The sequence below is a fragment of the uncultured Chloroflexus sp. genome (assembly GCF_937129525.1).
GTDB lineage: Bacteria > Chloroflexota > Chloroflexia > Chloroflexales > Chloroflexaceae > Chloroflexus.
The window spans coordinates 21,615-37,195 of record NZ_CAKZNK010000050.1; the positions used below are offsets into that span (position 1 = coordinate 21,615).

15 protein-coding genes and 1 tRNA gene are annotated in these 15,581 nt (G+C 56.1%); 9 read left to right on the plus strand and 7 right to left on the minus strand.

Features of this window, described 5'->3' with window-relative positions:
- Positions 1-175 precede the first annotated feature (175 nt).
- Positions 176-460: an RNA-binding protein gene (locus Q0650_RS05025; protein WP_298816547.1), complete on the minus strand. Its 285-nt coding sequence runs from the start codon at positions 458-460 to the stop codon at positions 176-178.
- 387 nt (positions 461-847) lie between these two features.
- Between Q0650_RS05025 and Q0650_RS05030 the strand changes: the two genes are divergently transcribed.
- Entirely contained in the window at positions 848-2,116 is a 1,269-nt protein-coding gene (locus Q0650_RS05030) for an MFS transporter (RefSeq protein WP_298816549.1), read from the plus strand.
- A gap of 676 nt (positions 2,117-2,792) precedes the next feature.
- Here Q0650_RS05030 and Q0650_RS05035 read toward each other — a convergent pair.
- Positions 2,793-3,344 carry an AAA-associated domain-containing protein gene (locus tag Q0650_RS05035; protein WP_298816552.1) on the minus strand — a complete coding sequence of 184 codons (552 nt, stop codon included), beginning with the start codon at positions 3,342-3,344 and terminating at the stop codon, positions 2,793-2,795.
- A 221-nt stretch (positions 3,345-3,565) separates the two neighbouring features.
- Between Q0650_RS05035 and Q0650_RS05040 the strand changes: the two genes are divergently transcribed.
- Together Q0650_RS05040 and Q0650_RS05045 are read left to right on the plus strand one after the other, a co-directional pair.
- On the plus strand, positions 3,566-4,660 hold the full coding sequence (locus Q0650_RS05040) for an NAD(P)-binding domain-containing protein (RefSeq protein ID WP_298816554.1): 1,095 nt from the start codon (positions 3,566-3,568) through the stop codon (positions 4,658-4,660).
- A gap of 141 nt (positions 4,661-4,801) precedes the next feature.
- Positions 4,802-4,877: transfer RNA gene (locus Q0650_RS05045), tRNA-Arg, on the plus strand.
- Between the two features lie 25 nt (positions 4,878-4,902).
- Here Q0650_RS05045 and Q0650_RS05050 read toward each other — a convergent pair.
- On the minus strand, positions 4,903-5,649 hold the full coding sequence (locus Q0650_RS05050; protein ID WP_298816556.1) for a potassium channel family protein: 747 nt from the start codon (positions 5,647-5,649) through the stop codon (positions 4,903-4,905).
- A 163-nt stretch (positions 5,650-5,812) separates the two neighbouring features.
- Between Q0650_RS05050 and pepF the strand changes: the two genes are divergently transcribed.
- Both pepF and Q0650_RS05060 read left to right on the plus strand, forming a co-directional pair.
- Entirely contained in the window at positions 5,813-7,630 is a 1,818-nt protein-coding gene (gene pepF / locus Q0650_RS05055) for an oligoendopeptidase F (RefSeq protein ID WP_298816558.1), read from the plus strand.
- A 105-nt stretch (positions 7,631-7,735) separates the two neighbouring features.
- Positions 7,736-8,494: an expansin EXLX1 family cellulose-binding protein gene (locus tag Q0650_RS05060; protein ID WP_298816559.1), complete on the plus strand. Its 759-nt coding sequence runs from the start codon at positions 7,736-7,738 to the stop codon at positions 8,492-8,494.
- Positions 8,495-8,542: 48 nt separating this feature from the next.
- On the opposite strand, the gene Q0650_RS05065 is transcribed toward Q0650_RS05060, so the two are convergent.
- Positions 8,543-10,162, minus strand: a complete 1,620-nt coding sequence (locus Q0650_RS05065; RefSeq protein ID WP_298816561.1) for a helicase HerA domain-containing protein — start codon at positions 10,160-10,162, stop codon at positions 8,543-8,545.
- A gap of 151 nt (positions 10,163-10,313) precedes the next feature.
- On the opposite strand from Q0650_RS05065, the gene Q0650_RS05070 reads away from it, so the two are divergent.
- From Q0650_RS05070 to Q0650_RS05085, 4 genes are all read left to right on the plus strand, one after another.
- Entirely contained in the window at positions 10,314-10,667 is a 354-nt protein-coding gene (locus Q0650_RS05070; RefSeq protein WP_298816564.1) for a response regulator, read from the plus strand.
- A 358-nt stretch (positions 10,668-11,025) separates the two neighbouring features.
- A complete protein-coding gene (locus tag Q0650_RS05075; RefSeq protein WP_298816566.1) occupies positions 11,026-11,817 on the plus strand; it encodes an HAD-IIA family hydrolase in 792 nt (263 codons plus the stop codon).
- A 54-nt stretch (positions 11,818-11,871) separates the two neighbouring features.
- Positions 11,872-12,117: a hypothetical protein gene (locus Q0650_RS05080; RefSeq protein ID WP_298816568.1), complete on the plus strand. Its 246-nt coding sequence runs from the start codon at positions 11,872-11,874 to the stop codon at positions 12,115-12,117.
- Between the two features lie 142 nt (positions 12,118-12,259).
- Positions 12,260-13,228 (plus strand): sortase, encoded by a 969-nt coding sequence (locus tag Q0650_RS05085; protein WP_298816570.1) that lies wholly within the window; start codon positions 12,260-12,262, stop codon positions 13,226-13,228.
- Between the two features lie 32 nt (positions 13,229-13,260).
- On the opposite strand, the gene Q0650_RS05090 is transcribed toward Q0650_RS05085, so the two are convergent.
- The 3 genes from Q0650_RS05090 to Q0650_RS05100 form a co-directional block, all read right to left on the minus strand.
- On the minus strand, positions 13,261-13,482 hold the full coding sequence (locus Q0650_RS05090; protein WP_298816572.1) for a helix-turn-helix domain-containing protein: 222 nt from the start codon (positions 13,480-13,482) through the stop codon (positions 13,261-13,263).
- 289 nt (positions 13,483-13,771) lie between these two features.
- Positions 13,772-14,413 carry a phosphatase PAP2 family protein gene (locus Q0650_RS05095; RefSeq protein ID WP_298816574.1) on the minus strand — a complete coding sequence of 214 codons (642 nt, stop codon included), beginning with the start codon at positions 14,411-14,413 and terminating at the stop codon, positions 13,772-13,774.
- 12 nt (positions 14,414-14,425) lie between these two features.
- On the minus strand, positions 14,426-15,580 hold the full coding sequence (locus tag Q0650_RS05100; protein WP_298816576.1) for a glycosyltransferase family 1 protein: 1,155 nt from the start codon (positions 15,578-15,580) through the stop codon (positions 14,426-14,428).
- Position 15,581 lies beyond the last annotated feature (1 nt).

The following is a 15,581-nucleotide window of genomic DNA, read 5'->3' on the forward strand; positions in this document are numbered from 1 at the left end:
CATTACAAAGTGTGTAGAAAATGTATCCGGTAGCGGTCGATTATTCGACCAGAACCGACGCGGCAAAAGCTAAAGACCGGCGAACACAAGTGTTTGCCGGTCTTTCCATGTTGTGTGAGCGATGACCTGCGCAACCACCTGAACTGATCAGGCATATGCGCAGATTTATCAGACTCTAATAGCGACGGCTAAAATTGCCACGTGGCGCATTGCGAGGCTTATCTTCGGCCTCATTCACCCGCAAATTGCGGCCACCCACTTCAAGACCGTCGGTTGCGCGAATCAGTGCGGCAACGTTATTAGTCTCGACCTCAACAAACCCGAAGCCGCGCGAGCGACCGGTATCACGGTCATTGATCACGCGCGCACTCTGCACTTCGCCGTGCGGTTCGAAGATCGCACCCAGCTCAGCGTCACCCACACTCCACGGCAAATTCCCGACGAACAGTTTCACCAACATTGCATACACTCCACAGAGACTTGGTTTGACACACATTCGTGGCATGTCAAAAACCGGCTATCAAAGACCTCTCGTACAGCCGCCGCCGATGATAACTTCATCGGGCGTTCGCCCCGGCGATCGACAACGTTCTTGCTTCGAGCGATGAAGCTTTGCCGATCGACCAGGAGCGAGAGAACTCTGATGCCGGTCTCGCAGCACACGACGTTGACTGACTTCCTAAGTATAACACACTTTAACCAGATTGCAAGAGGTGCGAAGGAAAATTGGCGAATCTTCCACATGCGCAGACCGATCCGTCGCGTGAATGATCCGTTTTGGCAATGAGAGTGCTACGATGCCGTTGGAGTTGGGCAACTATCAGTGACGAATGGCAGGAAAACTTTTATGACCACGATGTCAGAAACGGTGTTGGCTCGCTATGCCCGGCGTAATTTCTGGCTGAATGTGCTGGATGGAAGTATTTTCACGTTTGGCGTCAGTCTTGTTTCGCGTTTTACAGTATTGCCGCTCATCGTTGAACGGCTGACCGATGCCCCTTGGGCGCAGGGACTGATACCGGCGATCTTCTTTGCCGGCTGGTTGTTACCAGGTCTTTTTACCGCGCCACTGGTAGCAGCGCAGCCCCGGCGTAAACCGTGGGTCTTACTAGCGACGATTGGCGAGCGCTTACCGTTTCTGGTACTAGGTATCATTTTGCTCACTCTTCCAGGTTTGCCGGCGAGCATGTTGCTGGTCATTGTGCTGGGCCTGTATGCAATCTTCGCAACCAGCGCCGGGCTAACTTCAATTGCGTGGCAAGACCTGATTGCGCGGGTCATTCCGGCGCAGCGTTGGGGTGTCTTTTTTGGATTGCAGGCTGGCCTGGGTGGGCTATTGGGGATCGGCGGCGGCGCCCTGGCGGCAACCATTTTGGCGCAGCAACCCTTTCCACAGAGTGTTGGTATTCTGTCCCTGATCTGTTTTGCGGCCATGGTGGTTTCATACATCTTCCTCGCATTGACCATTGAACCGGCTCAGGCACCGGTGCCGGCTCGTCCATTTCATGTTTTTATGCGAGGATTGCGGCCACTCTTGCGGCGCGATGTGGCGTTTCGGCGCTACCTGTTCTGCCGGGCAGCAATTGCGCTGGGATTAACCGGTCACAGCTTTCTCACTGCGGCGGCGCTTGAGCGATTTCATCTGCCTGCCGCTGAGATTGGTCTGCTTACCGGCATGATGCTGGCGGCGCAGGCGGCAGGCAATATCGGGCTTGGCGCGCTGGCGGATCGATGGGGACACAAGCAGGTGTTGGTCGTGTCGGCAGGTATGGGTATTGCTGCCCTGGTATTAGCGATACTGGCGCCAACAAGCGCGTGGTTTTACCTCATCTTCGCGCTGGTTGGAGCATCTCAGGCAGGGTATCAGCTTTCTGGCTTCACGCTGGTATTCGCATTCAGCCCTCCGGCTGAACGCACAACCTACATCGGTGTCGCCAACCTGGCATTAGCGCCGGTAGCGGCGTTAGGCCCGATTGTGGTAGGTGTTCTGGCAACGTTGACCGGCTACAGCGCCATGTTTGTGGTGTTGGCCCTGGTTGGATTGCTGGGAATGGCATCGCTGCACTGGCGTGTAGCTGCGCCGGCGCCGGTCAGTCAGACTTCACAGGCGACGTAGCGCTGTAGACATCAAGGTAAATGACAGGAGATCAGGAAGCTGCGGTCTGATGTCAAAGGGGTGGTAGCAGGAAAGGCGGGGGTGGCGGGTACTTCTGGGGGCGGCGCTGGGATCGACCCCCAGCGCCGGGCGACGGCTGATGTTTTGGTTTGCCGGGGTGTGGGGAGCCGTAGGGACGTTGGAGGCAATGTCTCTACGGTCTTCACCGGGCAGTTTAGGAAATTTCTTAAACATCCTCCGTCCTCGCAGCGAGGCGAGGTCGCTACTCGCGTTTGCGCGCTGTAGCAACGCGGGGGCGGTGTGCCGCAGCAGGTCACGCCCGGCATTGGGAAGCCGGGCGTTGGCTTCTTCTCGCGCGCTGTGGTAGCGCGGGGGCAGCAGGGCACCGCAAGTCGCGCCCGGCATCAGGTGGAGACGGCGCGCTGTGGGATAACGGTCGTTCTATCTGGATGGTCACCAAATAACCGTCTACATCGCTTCTATGGCACGTTGTTGTCTTATGAAATGCCGATCTATCCCTGAACTGCGTTTAGGCGGAGGGACTGATGAAAGTGTCTCGCCTCTATGGCACGTTGTTGTCTGGTGAAATGTCGATCTATCCCTGAACTGCGTTTAGGCGGAGGGACTGATGAAAGTGTCTCGCCTGATCCTGGTAGCCTGACCTGCGATGATGTGATCACGCGCCGGTGATAAACTGCATTGAATTGCGTGGAGGTTGTGGTGGCGTGACCGGTAGCGGTAACTCTGGCCCGCAGTAGTAGATGCGGTCGTCGTGCCAGTAAGCTAAACCTATCTCGGTCAACCAGGAAGTGATAGTAGCTGCCCTGCGCATTGCCGTTGAAACGGCCAATGGGGCGAGTTGTTGCAGGATGCGGGCAATATCGCGCCGCTCAAGCCCTTCGGGTGCGGCGCGTAGCGCGGCGATGACCGATTTGGTTGGCTCGTAGCGGAGCAGTTGTCGCCGGAGCGCCGCGCGCTGATCGGCGCGGTTGTAGCGGGTAAAGGCTAACCCAAATTTGGTGAGCCGAGCTGAGTCGGTCTGTTCGCTCAGTTCGATCAGGCCAATGATCCGCGCCGCCTGCATATAGTAGAGGCCCTGACGCTGACCTTTGGCGCCGATGTATTCGCCAATCTCTTCCGCCGTCATGCGTCCGCGCGTGATAGCTTCTGGAACGCGCGCTACATCCCAAATCACATCGGCCTGGGGAATGTCTGCTGTGGTCAGCATCGCGGTACCTCCTCTTCCTTGCGCGTAGATCCTCGTAAATTTCTGCTACTACCATACCATACTCGAACGTTTGTGTCAATAGACAATTTTGCGTGCCGGTTCACAGCTTATCTGGTCATTCTTCGGATTGACGGTAGATCGATGGTAGAGCGCGATGATTTGTGTCTTTTGCGGGTATGATACAAATGGCGATCAGAAAGTGACACTGGAGGGATACGTTCATGACAACCACTAGCCTGCCTATAACCTCGGCACACGACGTGGCGATTATCGGTGCGGGGCCGATCGGTCTTGAAGTGGCTGTCTGTCTCAAGCAGGCAGGCATCGATTATATTCACTTCGATGCTCATCAGGTCGGTTACACCATGACGTGGTGGCCGCGGAATACCAATTTCTTCAGCACGACCGAGCGGCTGGCGATTGCCGGGGTACCGATTCCCAATAATCATCAGCAGCGGATTACCGGTGAAGAGTATCTGGCCTATTTGCGTTCGGTGGTGGAGCTATTCGATCTGCACGTGCAGACGTATGAACCGGTGATCGAGTTGATGCGTGATCAAGAGGGTTTTACGCTGATCACCCAACCCCTCAGCGGGCTGCGTCGCTATCGCGCCCGGCGGGTGGTGCTGGCAATCGGTGATATGCACTTCCCGCACCGACTCAATATTCCCGGCGAAGATTTGCCGCACGTGAGTCACTATTTTCGCGATCCGCACGACTACTTTCGTCGTCGTTTACTCATCATTGGCGGTAAGAATTCGGCAGTTGAAGCGGCGCTGCGTTGCTGGCGCGCCGGCGCGCAGGTGACCCTCTCGTATCGGCGGGCGCAGCTTGATGCTCAGCGAGTCAAGCACTGGCTGTTGCCTGATTTTGCTGCTCAGGTCGAGGCCGGCACGATCCGGTTTCTGCCCCAAACCACGCCAGTGGCGATTGACGCCGGTGGGGTGTGGCTGGCGCACACCAACAAAGAAGGACTGCCAACTGCCGAACAGTTTTACCATCCAACCGATTTTGTTTTGCTAGCTACCGGTTTTCGAGGTGACCAACGGTTGCTTGAACAGGCCGGTGTGATCTTGCAGGGGCCGAATCGGGTGCCGGTGTACGATCCGAATACGATGGAGACGAATGTTCCCGGTCTCTATCTCGCCGGTACGGTGGCTGCCGGTATCCAGCAGCGTTATACCCTGTTCATTGAAAATTGTCACGAGCATGCCGGCAAGATTGCGCAGGCGCTGACCGGTCGGTGGCCGGCGCGACTAGGTGATGTCGCCGCGCGCAACTACCAGCTCAGTTTTGAACAGATTGCGGCAAATTGAGTAATGTCGTGATCCGCCGTTCACGATCTGCCGTCCGCTGGTCAGCGTGAAGCGCCGCTCTGCGCGCCTGATCCGATGGGTGGCCATCAGTCAGATACTCTTGCCAGAATCGGGTACTTTGCAGTATAGTAATGGGCGCGCGGGGCTGTAGCTCAATGGATAGAGCACCGACCTTCTAAGTCGATGGTTGCGCGTTCGAGTCGCGCCAGCCCCGCCACTCCTCGCCCGTCTGAACTCTGTATCTACTGTTCTCTGGCTGGGAATGAGTGTTCTCCGGTCGGCCTGGACAGAATGGCTAATAATTGTTCAATCCGTTCCAGCCGTTGATTGATTTGGGCTAGCTCGCTCTGAGTGCGGTCGTCCGCATCTTCTTCAACAAAAAATGCGGCGATGTTAGCCGTTAATAAGCCGAAGAGTGAAATTCCCGCCAGCATGAGAAAGACTGCTACGCCCCGCCCCATCGCTGTGACCGGATAGGTGTCGCCATAGCCGACTGTGGTAATGGTGGTGATTGCCCACCATACTGCATCGGCAAATGAGTTGATTGGACCGTCGCTACCTCGTTCGGCGACAAACATCAATGTGGCGGCGGTCAGCACGATGATCAAACTGGCGATGCCTATCAATGCCGGCATACGCTGGCGTAATGCGCGGCGCGATTGGCGCCAAAGCCGGGCGAGGATGACAGGCAACCATAGGAGTCGTAGCGGACGCAGAAACGGCAAGGCGATGATCAGGACTTCAATCCAATGCGAGCGCAGATATTGCCGGCGATCCGGGGCGAGATAAAACTTGATGACTAATTCGATCCCGAACATTCCCCAGATCAACCAGAGTAGCCCTTCCAGGATCGAGATCATTTCGGCGCTACCAATACCGCTCTCAATCGCAAACAAGATCACAAGAAAGCCAATTGAAAGCAAGAGAAGCGGAATTTCGGTTGCGCGTTCAAAGCGATCTAACAGGATTTGGCGTCGTTCTCTGCTCATGGACGGCTCCATCTTAGCGCGAGGTTGCTACTATTAGCTATACGTGAGGTTGCGTTGGCGCATGCATTGTAACAAGGCCTGTCATGAATTGCATGGCATCTGCGAATGTTAAACAGGTTTATAATACCTGCGAGCCTCAATCGTACCGCAGGAGATGATTGCAATGGTGGCAATTCGGGAACGCAGCGAAATACCTGATCAGTACAAGTGGGATCCGTACAGTATCTTTCCGTCAAAGGCTGCGTGGGAGGCAGCAATTGATGAAACTGACTCAATGATCGCGCAAGTAGCTCAGTTTCGGGGCCGGCTAGGCGAGGGGCCACAGGCAATTGCCGGATTTCTGGAATTGAGTGAGGCAATTGTGCGTAATACCGGTCAGATTACGGTCTTTGCCACAATGTTTTACACAGTCGATACAGGCGACCGTGAGGCAAGCGCGATGCGTGATCGGGCGCTGGGTTTGCAGGCGCGGGCCAGCGCTGCGCTGGCGTTTGGTGAGCCGGAGTTGCTGACAATCGGCGGTGATCAATTGCTGGCATGGGCTGATAGTAACGAACACCTGGCAACCTATCGCCACTACTTCGAGCGCCTGATCGCGCGCGCAGCGCATGTTCGTTCAGCCGAAGTGGAAGAGTTGTTGGGGCAGGTGCGCGATCCGTTTGCGGCTGCAAGCGCCGTGCACGGGGTGTTAGCCAACGCTGAGCTGCGCTTTCCGCCGGCTTACGATAGCGAGGGTCAGGCCCACGAGATTACCCAGGGCACAATCAACGCGCTCATTACCCATCCCGACCGCGTACTGCGCAAACACGCATGGGAAGGATATGCCGACGCCCACATCGCTGTCGAGAATACCATGGCTCAGTGTCTGGCTGCCGGCGTCAAGCAGAATGTCTTTATCGCCCGCGCCCGTCGTTATGCCTCGGCGCTGGAAGGGGCATTGAAACCGAACTTCATCCCGCTTGAGGTGTTCCACAACCTGATCGCGACCTTCGAGCGTCACCTGCCGGTCTGGCATCGCTACTGGCGGGTGCGTCGGGCTGCGCTTGGGTTGGATGAACTGCACGTCTACGATACCAAAGCTCCTCTGGCTACGCCGTTAGTTGTGCCTTACGAGCAGGCAGTTGACTGGATTTGTGAGGGAATGGCGCCGCTCGGCAGCGACTATGTGCAGATCATGCGGCGTGGCTTGCGCGAGCAACGCTGGGTTGATGTGTATCCCAATCGGGGGAAGCGAGCCGGCGCCTTTTCAACCGGGGCTCCTGGCACTCATCCGTTCATTATGATGTCATACAATGATGACATCTTCGGCTTGAGCACGCTTGCCCACGAATTGGGCCACTCGATGCATTCGTACTACACTCGCCGCGCGCAGCCGGTCATTTATTCGAATTATGGCCTCTTCCTGGCTGAAGTGGCCTCGAATTTTAATCAGGCATTGGTGCGCGATTATCTCTTCAAGACGCTGACCGATCGAAATGCGCAGATTGCTCTGATCGAAGAGGCAATGTCCAATTTCCACCGCTATTTCTTTATTATGCCAACGCTGGCGCGATTTGAATTGGCCATTCATCAGCGGGCCGAGCGTGGTCAGCCACTGACGGCATCTATCTTCAATGAGCTGATGGCCGATCTGTTTGCCGAAGGCTACGGATCGGAGGTAGTTGTTGATCGGGCGCGCGTTGGCAATACCTGGGCGCAGTTCTCGACCCATCTCTATGCCAATTTCTACGTCTACCAGTACGCAACCGGTATCGCCGGCGCGCACGCTCTGGCGGCGCCGATCATTGCCGGTGAGGAAGGCGCTGCTGAACGTTACATCAACGAGTTTCTCAAAGCCGGCGGTTCGCGCTTCCCGCTCGAAACGCTCCGGCGAGCTGGCGTCGATCTTGCCTCGCCTGAACCGGTGGAGCGCGCGTTTGCCGTGATGGCATCGTATATTGATCGGCTAGAGCAACTGATGGGGGCGTCTGCTACGGGTTGAGACGATTTGATCGGCCACAGTCAACCGGGTAGCAATGGCGGCCCACCTGACATTGGTCTGGCCGTTTGGTGTCGAAGAGGGGAACGTGGCGCGAGGTGAAGCGTGATGCGCATCCATTCAGGCTGGCTGCTATTGCTACTCTGGCTGATGGCGACTTTGACGAGTGTTGCCGCTCAGCCACCGTATCAGGTCTACGTGCCGCTCATCACCCGACCAGCTCAAAATCCACTGTTAAGCGGAGAGGCAACATACTACCATGAAGCCGATGGCAGCGGCGCGTGCCTGTTCGATCCTGTTCCCGGTGATCGGATGGTGGCGGCGATCAGCTATCTCAACTACGGCAATGCCGATTATTGCGGCGCTTATGTTGAAGTCTTCGGTCCGCAGGGGAGTGTCGTGGTGCGCATCGTTGATATGTGCCCGGATAATCCCGGCTGCGGGTTGAACCATCTCGATCTTAGTCCTGAAGCATTTGACCGCATTGCGCCACGTAACTGGGGGAGAGTGTCGATCACGTGGCGCATCATCAGTCCGCCGTTGCATAGTCCGGTGCAGTTTCATCTCAAGGATGGGAGTAATCCCTGGTGGCTGGCCTTTCAGGTACGCAATCACCGGAATCCGATCACCAGACTTGAATATCTTACCCCACAAGGGCAGTGGGTGCAATTGAGCCGCGCGACGTACAACTATTTCATTCGCGAGTGTCGTTGCGCCGATGGCGAATCAGGCCCATTTACGCTTCGAATCACCGATCTGTACGGCAATGTGTTGACCGAGACAGTACAGTTTAGAACTCTCTCACCTACCGGCCTCTCTCCGGGTGAGCTGGTTCAGGGGAGTGGCCAGTTTCCCTACGGGCCATAAGATCATTCGGGTGCGACGCTGGCTGGCGAACTCTGGCGATCTGCCAGATTAATCCGGGAAGAGTTCATCAGCCTCTTTTTGGGCAGTTTCCATATCACTGGCGCGCCGGATGCGTTGTTCGATGAAACAGTAGAACGTTTCGTCATAGGGGCGGGTCTGCACTACAACCGGCATCGGGACGGCATGCCCAAGCACCAGCGCCTGCTGTCGTGTGTCGAGATTGGCCAACACAGTGCGCAGTCGCGCGCTCCCGCCCACACCGGTGAAAACGGCATCGATATCCTGTTCATCGCTTAGTAGCGCCGTAATCCGCGTGCCAAGCTGGCTGAGCACTTCGCTGTCGATCGATGAAGGTCGCTGGTCAACGACCAGCAACGTGACGCTGTATTTGCGCATCTCGCGGGCGATGGTGCCGAAGATGGTTTGGCGGGCCAGTCGCGGATTTAAAAACTTGTGCGCCTCTTCGATCGTGATCATCAGTGGTCGGGGTCGATCGGCTTCATTTTTGTTCAACAAATACCGCTCGGTCTGTTCGCGCCAGCGTTGATGGATGCGACGAGTCAGAATGTTAGCTACCAGCATATAGGCCAGCGGATCGTCGTAGCGGCCAAAACTCAGCACGACATGGCGTCCTGCCATAAGGGCATTGATCAGATGATCGACGGCTGAAATGTCGGCCTGCTCGCGGACGAAACCGAGCCGTTTGAGCTGTAAAGTCTTTCGTTTCAACGCATTCAGCGACGCAATACTGGCGCTCTTTTCATCGGCAAACGCGCGCAAATCCTCGCTATCCATCGACCAGAGTCTGGCCAGCCAGTGTTGTCCAAACGAATCTACCAATAATTCGGCAGTTTCGGCGGCGGTTGGATTCAGATTCAGCTCTTCGCTGAGAAGTAATACATCTTCAGGCTCGATCTGGTCGTATCCGATTACGATGGTTCCATCTGAAGTTCTTTCGTTGGCGCGGATCGGCTCGCCATCGCTGCCGGCCAGTGTATAGATCAATACTTTGCTGCCGAAAAGCTGACGCAACCCTTTGACAAACCTGGCTCCTTCCGAACGCGCCGACCAGCCATATTCATTGTGCATATCGAAGATCAGGTTCGAAGCCACATCGCTGAGGATGACGCCACAGACCAGCAAGCGGGTAAGAAAGCTCTTGCCGGTGCCGCTCTTGCCAAAAACGCCGTTGGAACGCTCTACCAGGCGGTTGAGATCGATACAAACCGGCACGTTCATATCTAGCGGCGTACCGATCATGAAACGACTGCCCTCCTCTTGTCCGAATACCTGACGGAAATCGTCATCGCTGGCTTCGAAAAGCGGCGCAAAATGGTGTGGCACCGTTTTCACCGGCAGCAATTCGGCGCTACCATCGTGGGGAAGCATCAGCCGAAGATCAAGGCGCAATTCGCCGTAGGTGGTCGTGCCGGTAAGCACGCTGGCGAAGAATTCATCCGCTGGCGGCGGATCGAGCATCACCTTGGGTGTCGCCATCCCCAACCGCACATCGGTCACCATCGAGAAGAAGGTCAACCGCTGCCCTTTTACAACCACAAACTTACCCACTCGCACATCCTCGACCGAGGTGCCGGCATCGAGTCGAACGGTTAACCCTTCCAGCAGCGATCCACCGGTCACCACGCCGAGTCGCTGTCGTTGTTGCATAGTTGCCTCCTCAAGCCATTAGCGCCTCTTGTGATCGTAGCACATCCTGTCAAAAGCGGATTAAGAGAGTGTCATAGAAACTGTGCGGAAATTTGTTTCTACCCCTCGTTTCATGATGTGATATTTGTTGATTGCATTCAGCGAGACGACTATGCGAATTCTCATCGTAGAAGACGACGCAAATGTGCGCTCATTTCTGCAACAAGCTATGAAAGTTGTGCGGCGTGGCGTGAAGGTCGATACGGCCAACCATGGCGCTGATGGCCTGAAACAGGCCCGCCGTCAATGGTATGATTTGATCATCACCGATTACCATATGCCCAAAGTGGATGGCGGTAATATGATCTGGACACTCCGCCAGGAGGGATATACGATGCCGATCGTGATGATCTCAGCCGATCCAGGCGTGGAAACGGATTCGTTCGCTGCGGGCGCGTCTTATTTTCTGCTCAAACCAGTTTCGCTCAATGATCTACGCGATATGCTCTCTTACCTCGGGCTGTAGTTGTCAGGTTTATAGATTGATCGAGGAATGGCGCGAGCGCTGTTCCTCTTATTTTATGGCATTGAGCGACGTGTAAAGGTGTCCGGCTCCAGCTTTCTCCGTGCCGTTCTCATATCCTTGCGCGCGATGTGATGCCATCTCTGTCGTAAGCGAGCGCAACCCGCTACTCGCCTGAGGTTCCTGAGCGCGATGCGCCGCAATCAGCGCGCGCTGATGACGTTTCGGCGCCGCCCTGCGCAGGCAGGCTTGTGATATGATACTGTTCCTGATTGTCGCCGGGCAGACATTTATCGCGGCAAACAATCCTGCCATATTGATCCGGCGCTCTTGTGTTTATCGTCATATGTTTGGAGCTGGTATGCAACCCATTCCGCGCTACGACGGTTATATCTTTGACCTTGACGGCACCATCTACCTTGGAGACATTCTCTTGCCTGGCGCTGCCGAAATGCTGGCAACGTTGCGTCGGGAAGGCCGCCGAATAGCCTTTCTTTCAAACAATCCAACCAAAACACGCCAGCAGTATGCCGAACGCCTGCAACGGCTCGGCATTGCCGCCAGCCCCGACGAGATCATCAATAGCTCGGCAGTGATGGTGGAATGGCTGCTGGCGAATGCTCCCGGCGCGCCGCTCTTTGTGGTCGGTGAAGCGCCGCTGATCGGCGAACTTGAAGCTGCCGGGTTTCCGCTCAGCGAACGACCAGGTGAAATCGCTTTTGTGGTAGCTTCGTTCGATCGCACCTTCACCTACCGTAAATTGCAGATTGCGTTTGATGCTATTCGGGCCGGAGCGCGGTTGGTTGCTACCAACCCTGACCGCTTCTGTCCGGTGCCCGGCGGCGGCGAGCCGGACGCAGCAGCGATTATTGCCGCTATCGAAGCCTGTACCGATACCCGTTGTGAGGTGATCGTTGGCAAACCGTCACCGATTATGGCGCGTACCGTAAGTAATCTGATCGGCTTGCCGCCAGAACGGTGTCTGATCGTTGGTGACCGATTGATGACCGATATTGCAATGGGGATGACTGCCGGTATGGATACGGCGCTCGTTTTGACCGGTGATAGTCAGCGTTCCGATCTCGAACGCTCGCCCTATCAACCGACGTATGTGCTGGAACGAATTGACGAATTGATCGCCGAAACCGCTTGACGAGCGGCAGGCTTCCGGCTACACTACCTGTATGACAGATAGAGAGGAGAATCCATGACTGCCGCTCATCGCACTTCCCCTGCTTCACACCAACCTCTGCTTACCGGCGATCAGTCGTTTCTACCGTCTCCCGAATCGGCTGATGCAACCTGGCCGCTCGCGTTGCGCGCATTGCTGCTCTTGCACGGCGCAACGCTGCCACACGATCCGTCGTTGTCTGCTCTGTCAGAAGCCGATCAGATTGCGTTGCGCGAGAGCTTGTTACTGCTTCAGCGCGATGAGCCAACCAATATCGCATAAAGAGCTGGTTTTCCTGATAGCGGCGACCAGGACGGGTATCTTGCCCGTCCTTTAACTTTTTCGTACATCCGCTCCGTCAGACGACTCGTAGCTTCAGGTAGGGAATTGTCATCTATGTTCAGGACTGCGTGGTATACTAACCATGCTGCGCAATGAAATTAAAGGTGTATTGGCGATGTTTCACCATCTCCCCCTGTTACCGATCCGGATCTGGCGTAGAGTAAGCTGGCGACAGGTGCCACCGGCGCGACGATTGCCCTGGTTGTTGGGCACAGCGCTGATGCTGCTCGGCGCCGGTTTATTGCTCTATGTCCTGTTGTCCACGTTGCAGATCGAGTACTATCGCTGGGCTGCGCGCGGTGACTCGCCATTGCCGGCTCCGCAACTGACTACCAGCGGTTTTCGTCCCGCTGATGCGCGTCCGTTACCGCTGGTGCCCGAAGTTTCCTGGTCAAGCCCGACATCGCCGGCTGCCACCAATGCGTTTGATCCTGCCGCATTCGTCGGCGGCGCTCAGGCCGATGCGCCTTCGTCAGTTACCGGCGCATTGCCATCGGTTGACAGCGGTTTACTGATTTCTGAGCCACCAGAACCGGTGCGTACTGAGTGGGTGGCCGCAGTCGAACGACTGGTGATCCCCGCTATCAAGCTCGATTCTAAAGTGATCGAAGTGGGTTGGGAGACTATCGAAGAAAACGGTCAGTTGATTTCGGTCTGGCAGGTGGCGGAATATGCTGTCGGCCAGCATCGCGGTTCAGCCAATCCCGGCGAAGGTGATAATATCGTTCTCGCCGGTCATGTGGGTGGCTATGGTCGTGTCTTCAAAGATCTCTTCTATCTCAAACCGGGCGATGAAGTAATCGTTTACAGTCGCGGCCAGCCGTATCGCTATATCGTGAGCGAACGGATTATCGTCGATGAAGAAGGAGTTCCACCCGAACAGCGGCTGGCGAATGCGCGTTATATTGCTCCTACCGGCTACGAAGTAGTGACGATGGTAACCTGCTGGCCGCCAAGCGGTCCCGATAAGTTTAAGCAACGGGTGATTGTGCGCGCCTTGCCGGTTGCGGCTCCTGACGATGAAACAGGAGATCGAGATCTATCACGTTAACGCGCTGACTGGCTATCGATTGCCGGTAGCATTCACGATGAAGCCTGTTGCTCGCCGCCGATCCGGGTTGTTTCCAGCATTGCCAGAATGCTGGCGCCGCGAATAAAGACCCGACGCAGGCCGGCGGGTCGGCTGGCTTCCAGTTGCCCACTGCTAATCAATCGTTTGACGGTGCTCAGACTTACCCCTAACAGGCGCGCAACTTCTTCACGTGAATAGACGGCGTCGGGATTGATTCCCTCGCGGCGAGCCATAGTAGTCTTCTCCGTTCCTGCGCAATTTTCCTGATTGAAAGAGCTGGTATTGTTGCCGCTGATATGCAGATATGCCGTGAGCATGATACAAAGAAGGAAATTCCTCACCACTTACGCTTTGCAATCAGATTGCATCGCCTTCAACTCGCTGCTCTCGGGCAGAGCAGTAGCTGTGAGGATGAACAACAACAATACCGGTAAAGAACAGTGATGCGTTAGCTGCGCACCGGATGGCAGGCAGGTTTGGTTGAAGGCAATGACATCGAATGTCGATTGGAGACCGCCTTCCTCAAATCAACCTGAACGCCCGAAACACTCCCAGGACACACACCACCGCCAGACTCATACCGGCAACAACCTGCATCAATGTGTGGTTGCGGGTGCGCAGTCGCGCCCATCCCAGCACGACTGCCGCGACCCAACAGACACCACCGAGCGCCGGCAGGTAGATACTGGCCAGTGTTGCGCACGAACCGATACTGGCCGAGTGAATGCTGATTTTCCAGAATAAATTGATGATGAACGAGAGCAGATTCATAACCGCAACCGATACCAGCATTGCCAGCAACGGTAGCGGAGCATTCAATGCCCAGAGCAGAGCGATTCCTGCCAGTACATTTGCCATGCCGAACAGGTATAGTTCATTGCGTTGCGCGCGCACGGAAATATCATCATCGCTATATGCGCCTTGACGCAGCCGAATGTTGAAAAAGACTGTCGGTGGCACGACCTGGAGCAGCGAGCAGAACAGCGACCACCATAATCCATTAACGCGGTTGTCGCTGCCGAGCACGCCAACGATAAAAATGCTGACGACCCCCAAAGGTACCGGGTGCAGGATTTGCGAAATACGCCGGGCAATCGCGTAGCCGCGCCCGGGTAATGCGCCGCGGCTCAGCGCTTCAGCAGTGAGATCGTTCGGTTGCATCATGCTCTTCGTTCCTTACGTGGCAGCGGTTGTTGCCGCCAGCTCACGGTAGATCGTCACAAGCGCCTGTCCGGTCTGTTCCCAACGAAAGGTGGCGGCCTGTGGCGGACCGGCTGCGCGCAATGGCGTCGGATCGGTCAGTGCGGCGCGGATCCCGGCGGCAATGTCCTCTGTGTCAAGTGGATCGACCATAATGGCAGCCGATCCGGCTACTTCTGGCAAACTGGCGACTCTGCTTGTCACGACCGGCGTTCCACAGGCTAGCGCTTCGAGTACCGGAAAGCCAAATCCTTCGTACAACGATGGATAAACGAAGGCTTCTGCTAGATTATACAATGCCGGCAGATCATCGTCGGCAACAAAATCAAGAAAGTGTACCCGATCGCCCAACCGATGTTGTTCAACGGTGGTGAAAATCTCATCGTACAACCAGCCGCGCCGACCGGCAATTAGCAGGTACAGATCGGGATAATCGTCGCGTAGCGTGGCAAAAGCGTGCAGCAGACGCACCAGATTTTTGCGCGGTTCGAGCGTTCCGACGAAGAGCAGGTAATGATCAGGTAAGCGCAGCCGTTCACGCACCATGAGCAATTCGGCAGGGCTGATAGGCCGGAAACGTTCATCGACTGCCGGGTAGAGCAGGCGTATCCGTTGGTTGGGAATGCCATACAGCCGACCCAGATCGCCGGCAGTGGCTTTCGAGTCGACCAGAATGAGATCGGCGCGCCGGAGCGAGCGCGGAACTGCTTCGCTCAGATAACGACGCAGGTTTGGTTCGGCGCAACCTGGCTCAACCAGAAAGGTTAGATCGTGAATGGTCAGCAGCGCGCGCGCGTGGGTAGGCGGTAAAACGAAGTCGGGCGCATGCACAACATCGAGTGACCCGATGAACCACTCAATGCGCAGCGGCAGTCGTAACCGCTGCCAGATAATGGTGAGTAAGCGGGGATTGATCGGCAAAGGGCGCAACGTAATGTGTGGGTAGCTGGCTGCCAGATCATGGGCATAGCGAACAAAAGGACTGGTGGGATCGAGACCGCCAGCCGCATAGAACAGGTGAAATGACAAATCTGGCCCGGCCTGCGCAGCAGCTCGCACCAACTCGCGCGTGTAGCGCCCGATACCGGCGCCCTGCCAGATCCCTGCGGTAAAGTCGATCCCAATCCGCATG

Excerpts from the sequence above, each read along its gene's own strand:
- Q0650_RS05025 (WP_298816547.1), bottom strand. The coding sequence starts at position 460 with ATGTTGGTGAAACTGTTCGTCGGGAATTTGCCGTGGAGTGTGGGTGAC.
- Q0650_RS05030 (WP_298816549.1), top strand. The coding sequence starts at position 848 with ATGACCACGATGTCAGAAACGGTGTTGGCTCGCTATGCCCGGCGTAAT.
- Q0650_RS05035 (WP_298816552.1), bottom strand. The coding sequence starts at position 3,344 with ATGCTGACCACAGCAGACATTCCCCAGGCCGATGTGATTTGGGATGTA.
- Q0650_RS05040 (WP_298816554.1), top strand. The coding sequence starts at position 3,566 with ATGACAACCACTAGCCTGCCTATAACCTCGGCACACGACGTGGCGATT.
- Q0650_RS05050 (WP_298816556.1), bottom strand. The coding sequence starts at position 5,649 with ATGAGCAGAGAACGACGCCAAATCCTGTTAGATCGCTTTGAACGCGCA.
- pepF (WP_298816558.1), top strand. The coding sequence starts at position 5,813 with ATGGTGGCAATTCGGGAACGCAGCGAAATACCTGATCAGTACAAGTGG.
- Q0650_RS05060 (WP_298816559.1), top strand. The coding sequence starts at position 7,736 with ATGCGCATCCATTCAGGCTGGCTGCTATTGCTACTCTGGCTGATGGCG.
- Q0650_RS05065 (WP_298816561.1), bottom strand. The coding sequence starts at position 10,162 with ATGCAACAACGACAGCGACTCGGCGTGGTGACCGGTGGATCGCTGCTG.
- Q0650_RS05070 (WP_298816564.1), top strand. The coding sequence starts at position 10,314 with ATGCGAATTCTCATCGTAGAAGACGACGCAAATGTGCGCTCATTTCTG.
- Q0650_RS05075 (WP_298816566.1), top strand. The coding sequence starts at position 11,026 with ATGCAACCCATTCCGCGCTACGACGGTTATATCTTTGACCTTGACGGC.
- Q0650_RS05080 (WP_298816568.1), top strand. The coding sequence starts at position 11,872 with ATGACTGCCGCTCATCGCACTTCCCCTGCTTCACACCAACCTCTGCTT.
- Q0650_RS05085 (WP_298816570.1), top strand. The coding sequence starts at position 12,260 with ATGCTGCGCAATGAAATTAAAGGTGTATTGGCGATGTTTCACCATCTC.
- Q0650_RS05090 (WP_298816572.1), bottom strand. The coding sequence starts at position 13,482 with ATGGCTCGCCGCGAGGGAATCAATCCCGACGCCGTCTATTCACGTGAA.
- Q0650_RS05095 (WP_298816574.1), bottom strand. The coding sequence starts at position 14,413 with ATGATGCAACCGAACGATCTCACTGCTGAAGCGCTGAGCCGCGGCGCA.
- Q0650_RS05100 (WP_298816576.1), bottom strand. The coding sequence starts at position 15,580 with ATGCGGATTGGGATCGACTTTACCGCAGGGATCTGGCAGGGCGCCGGT.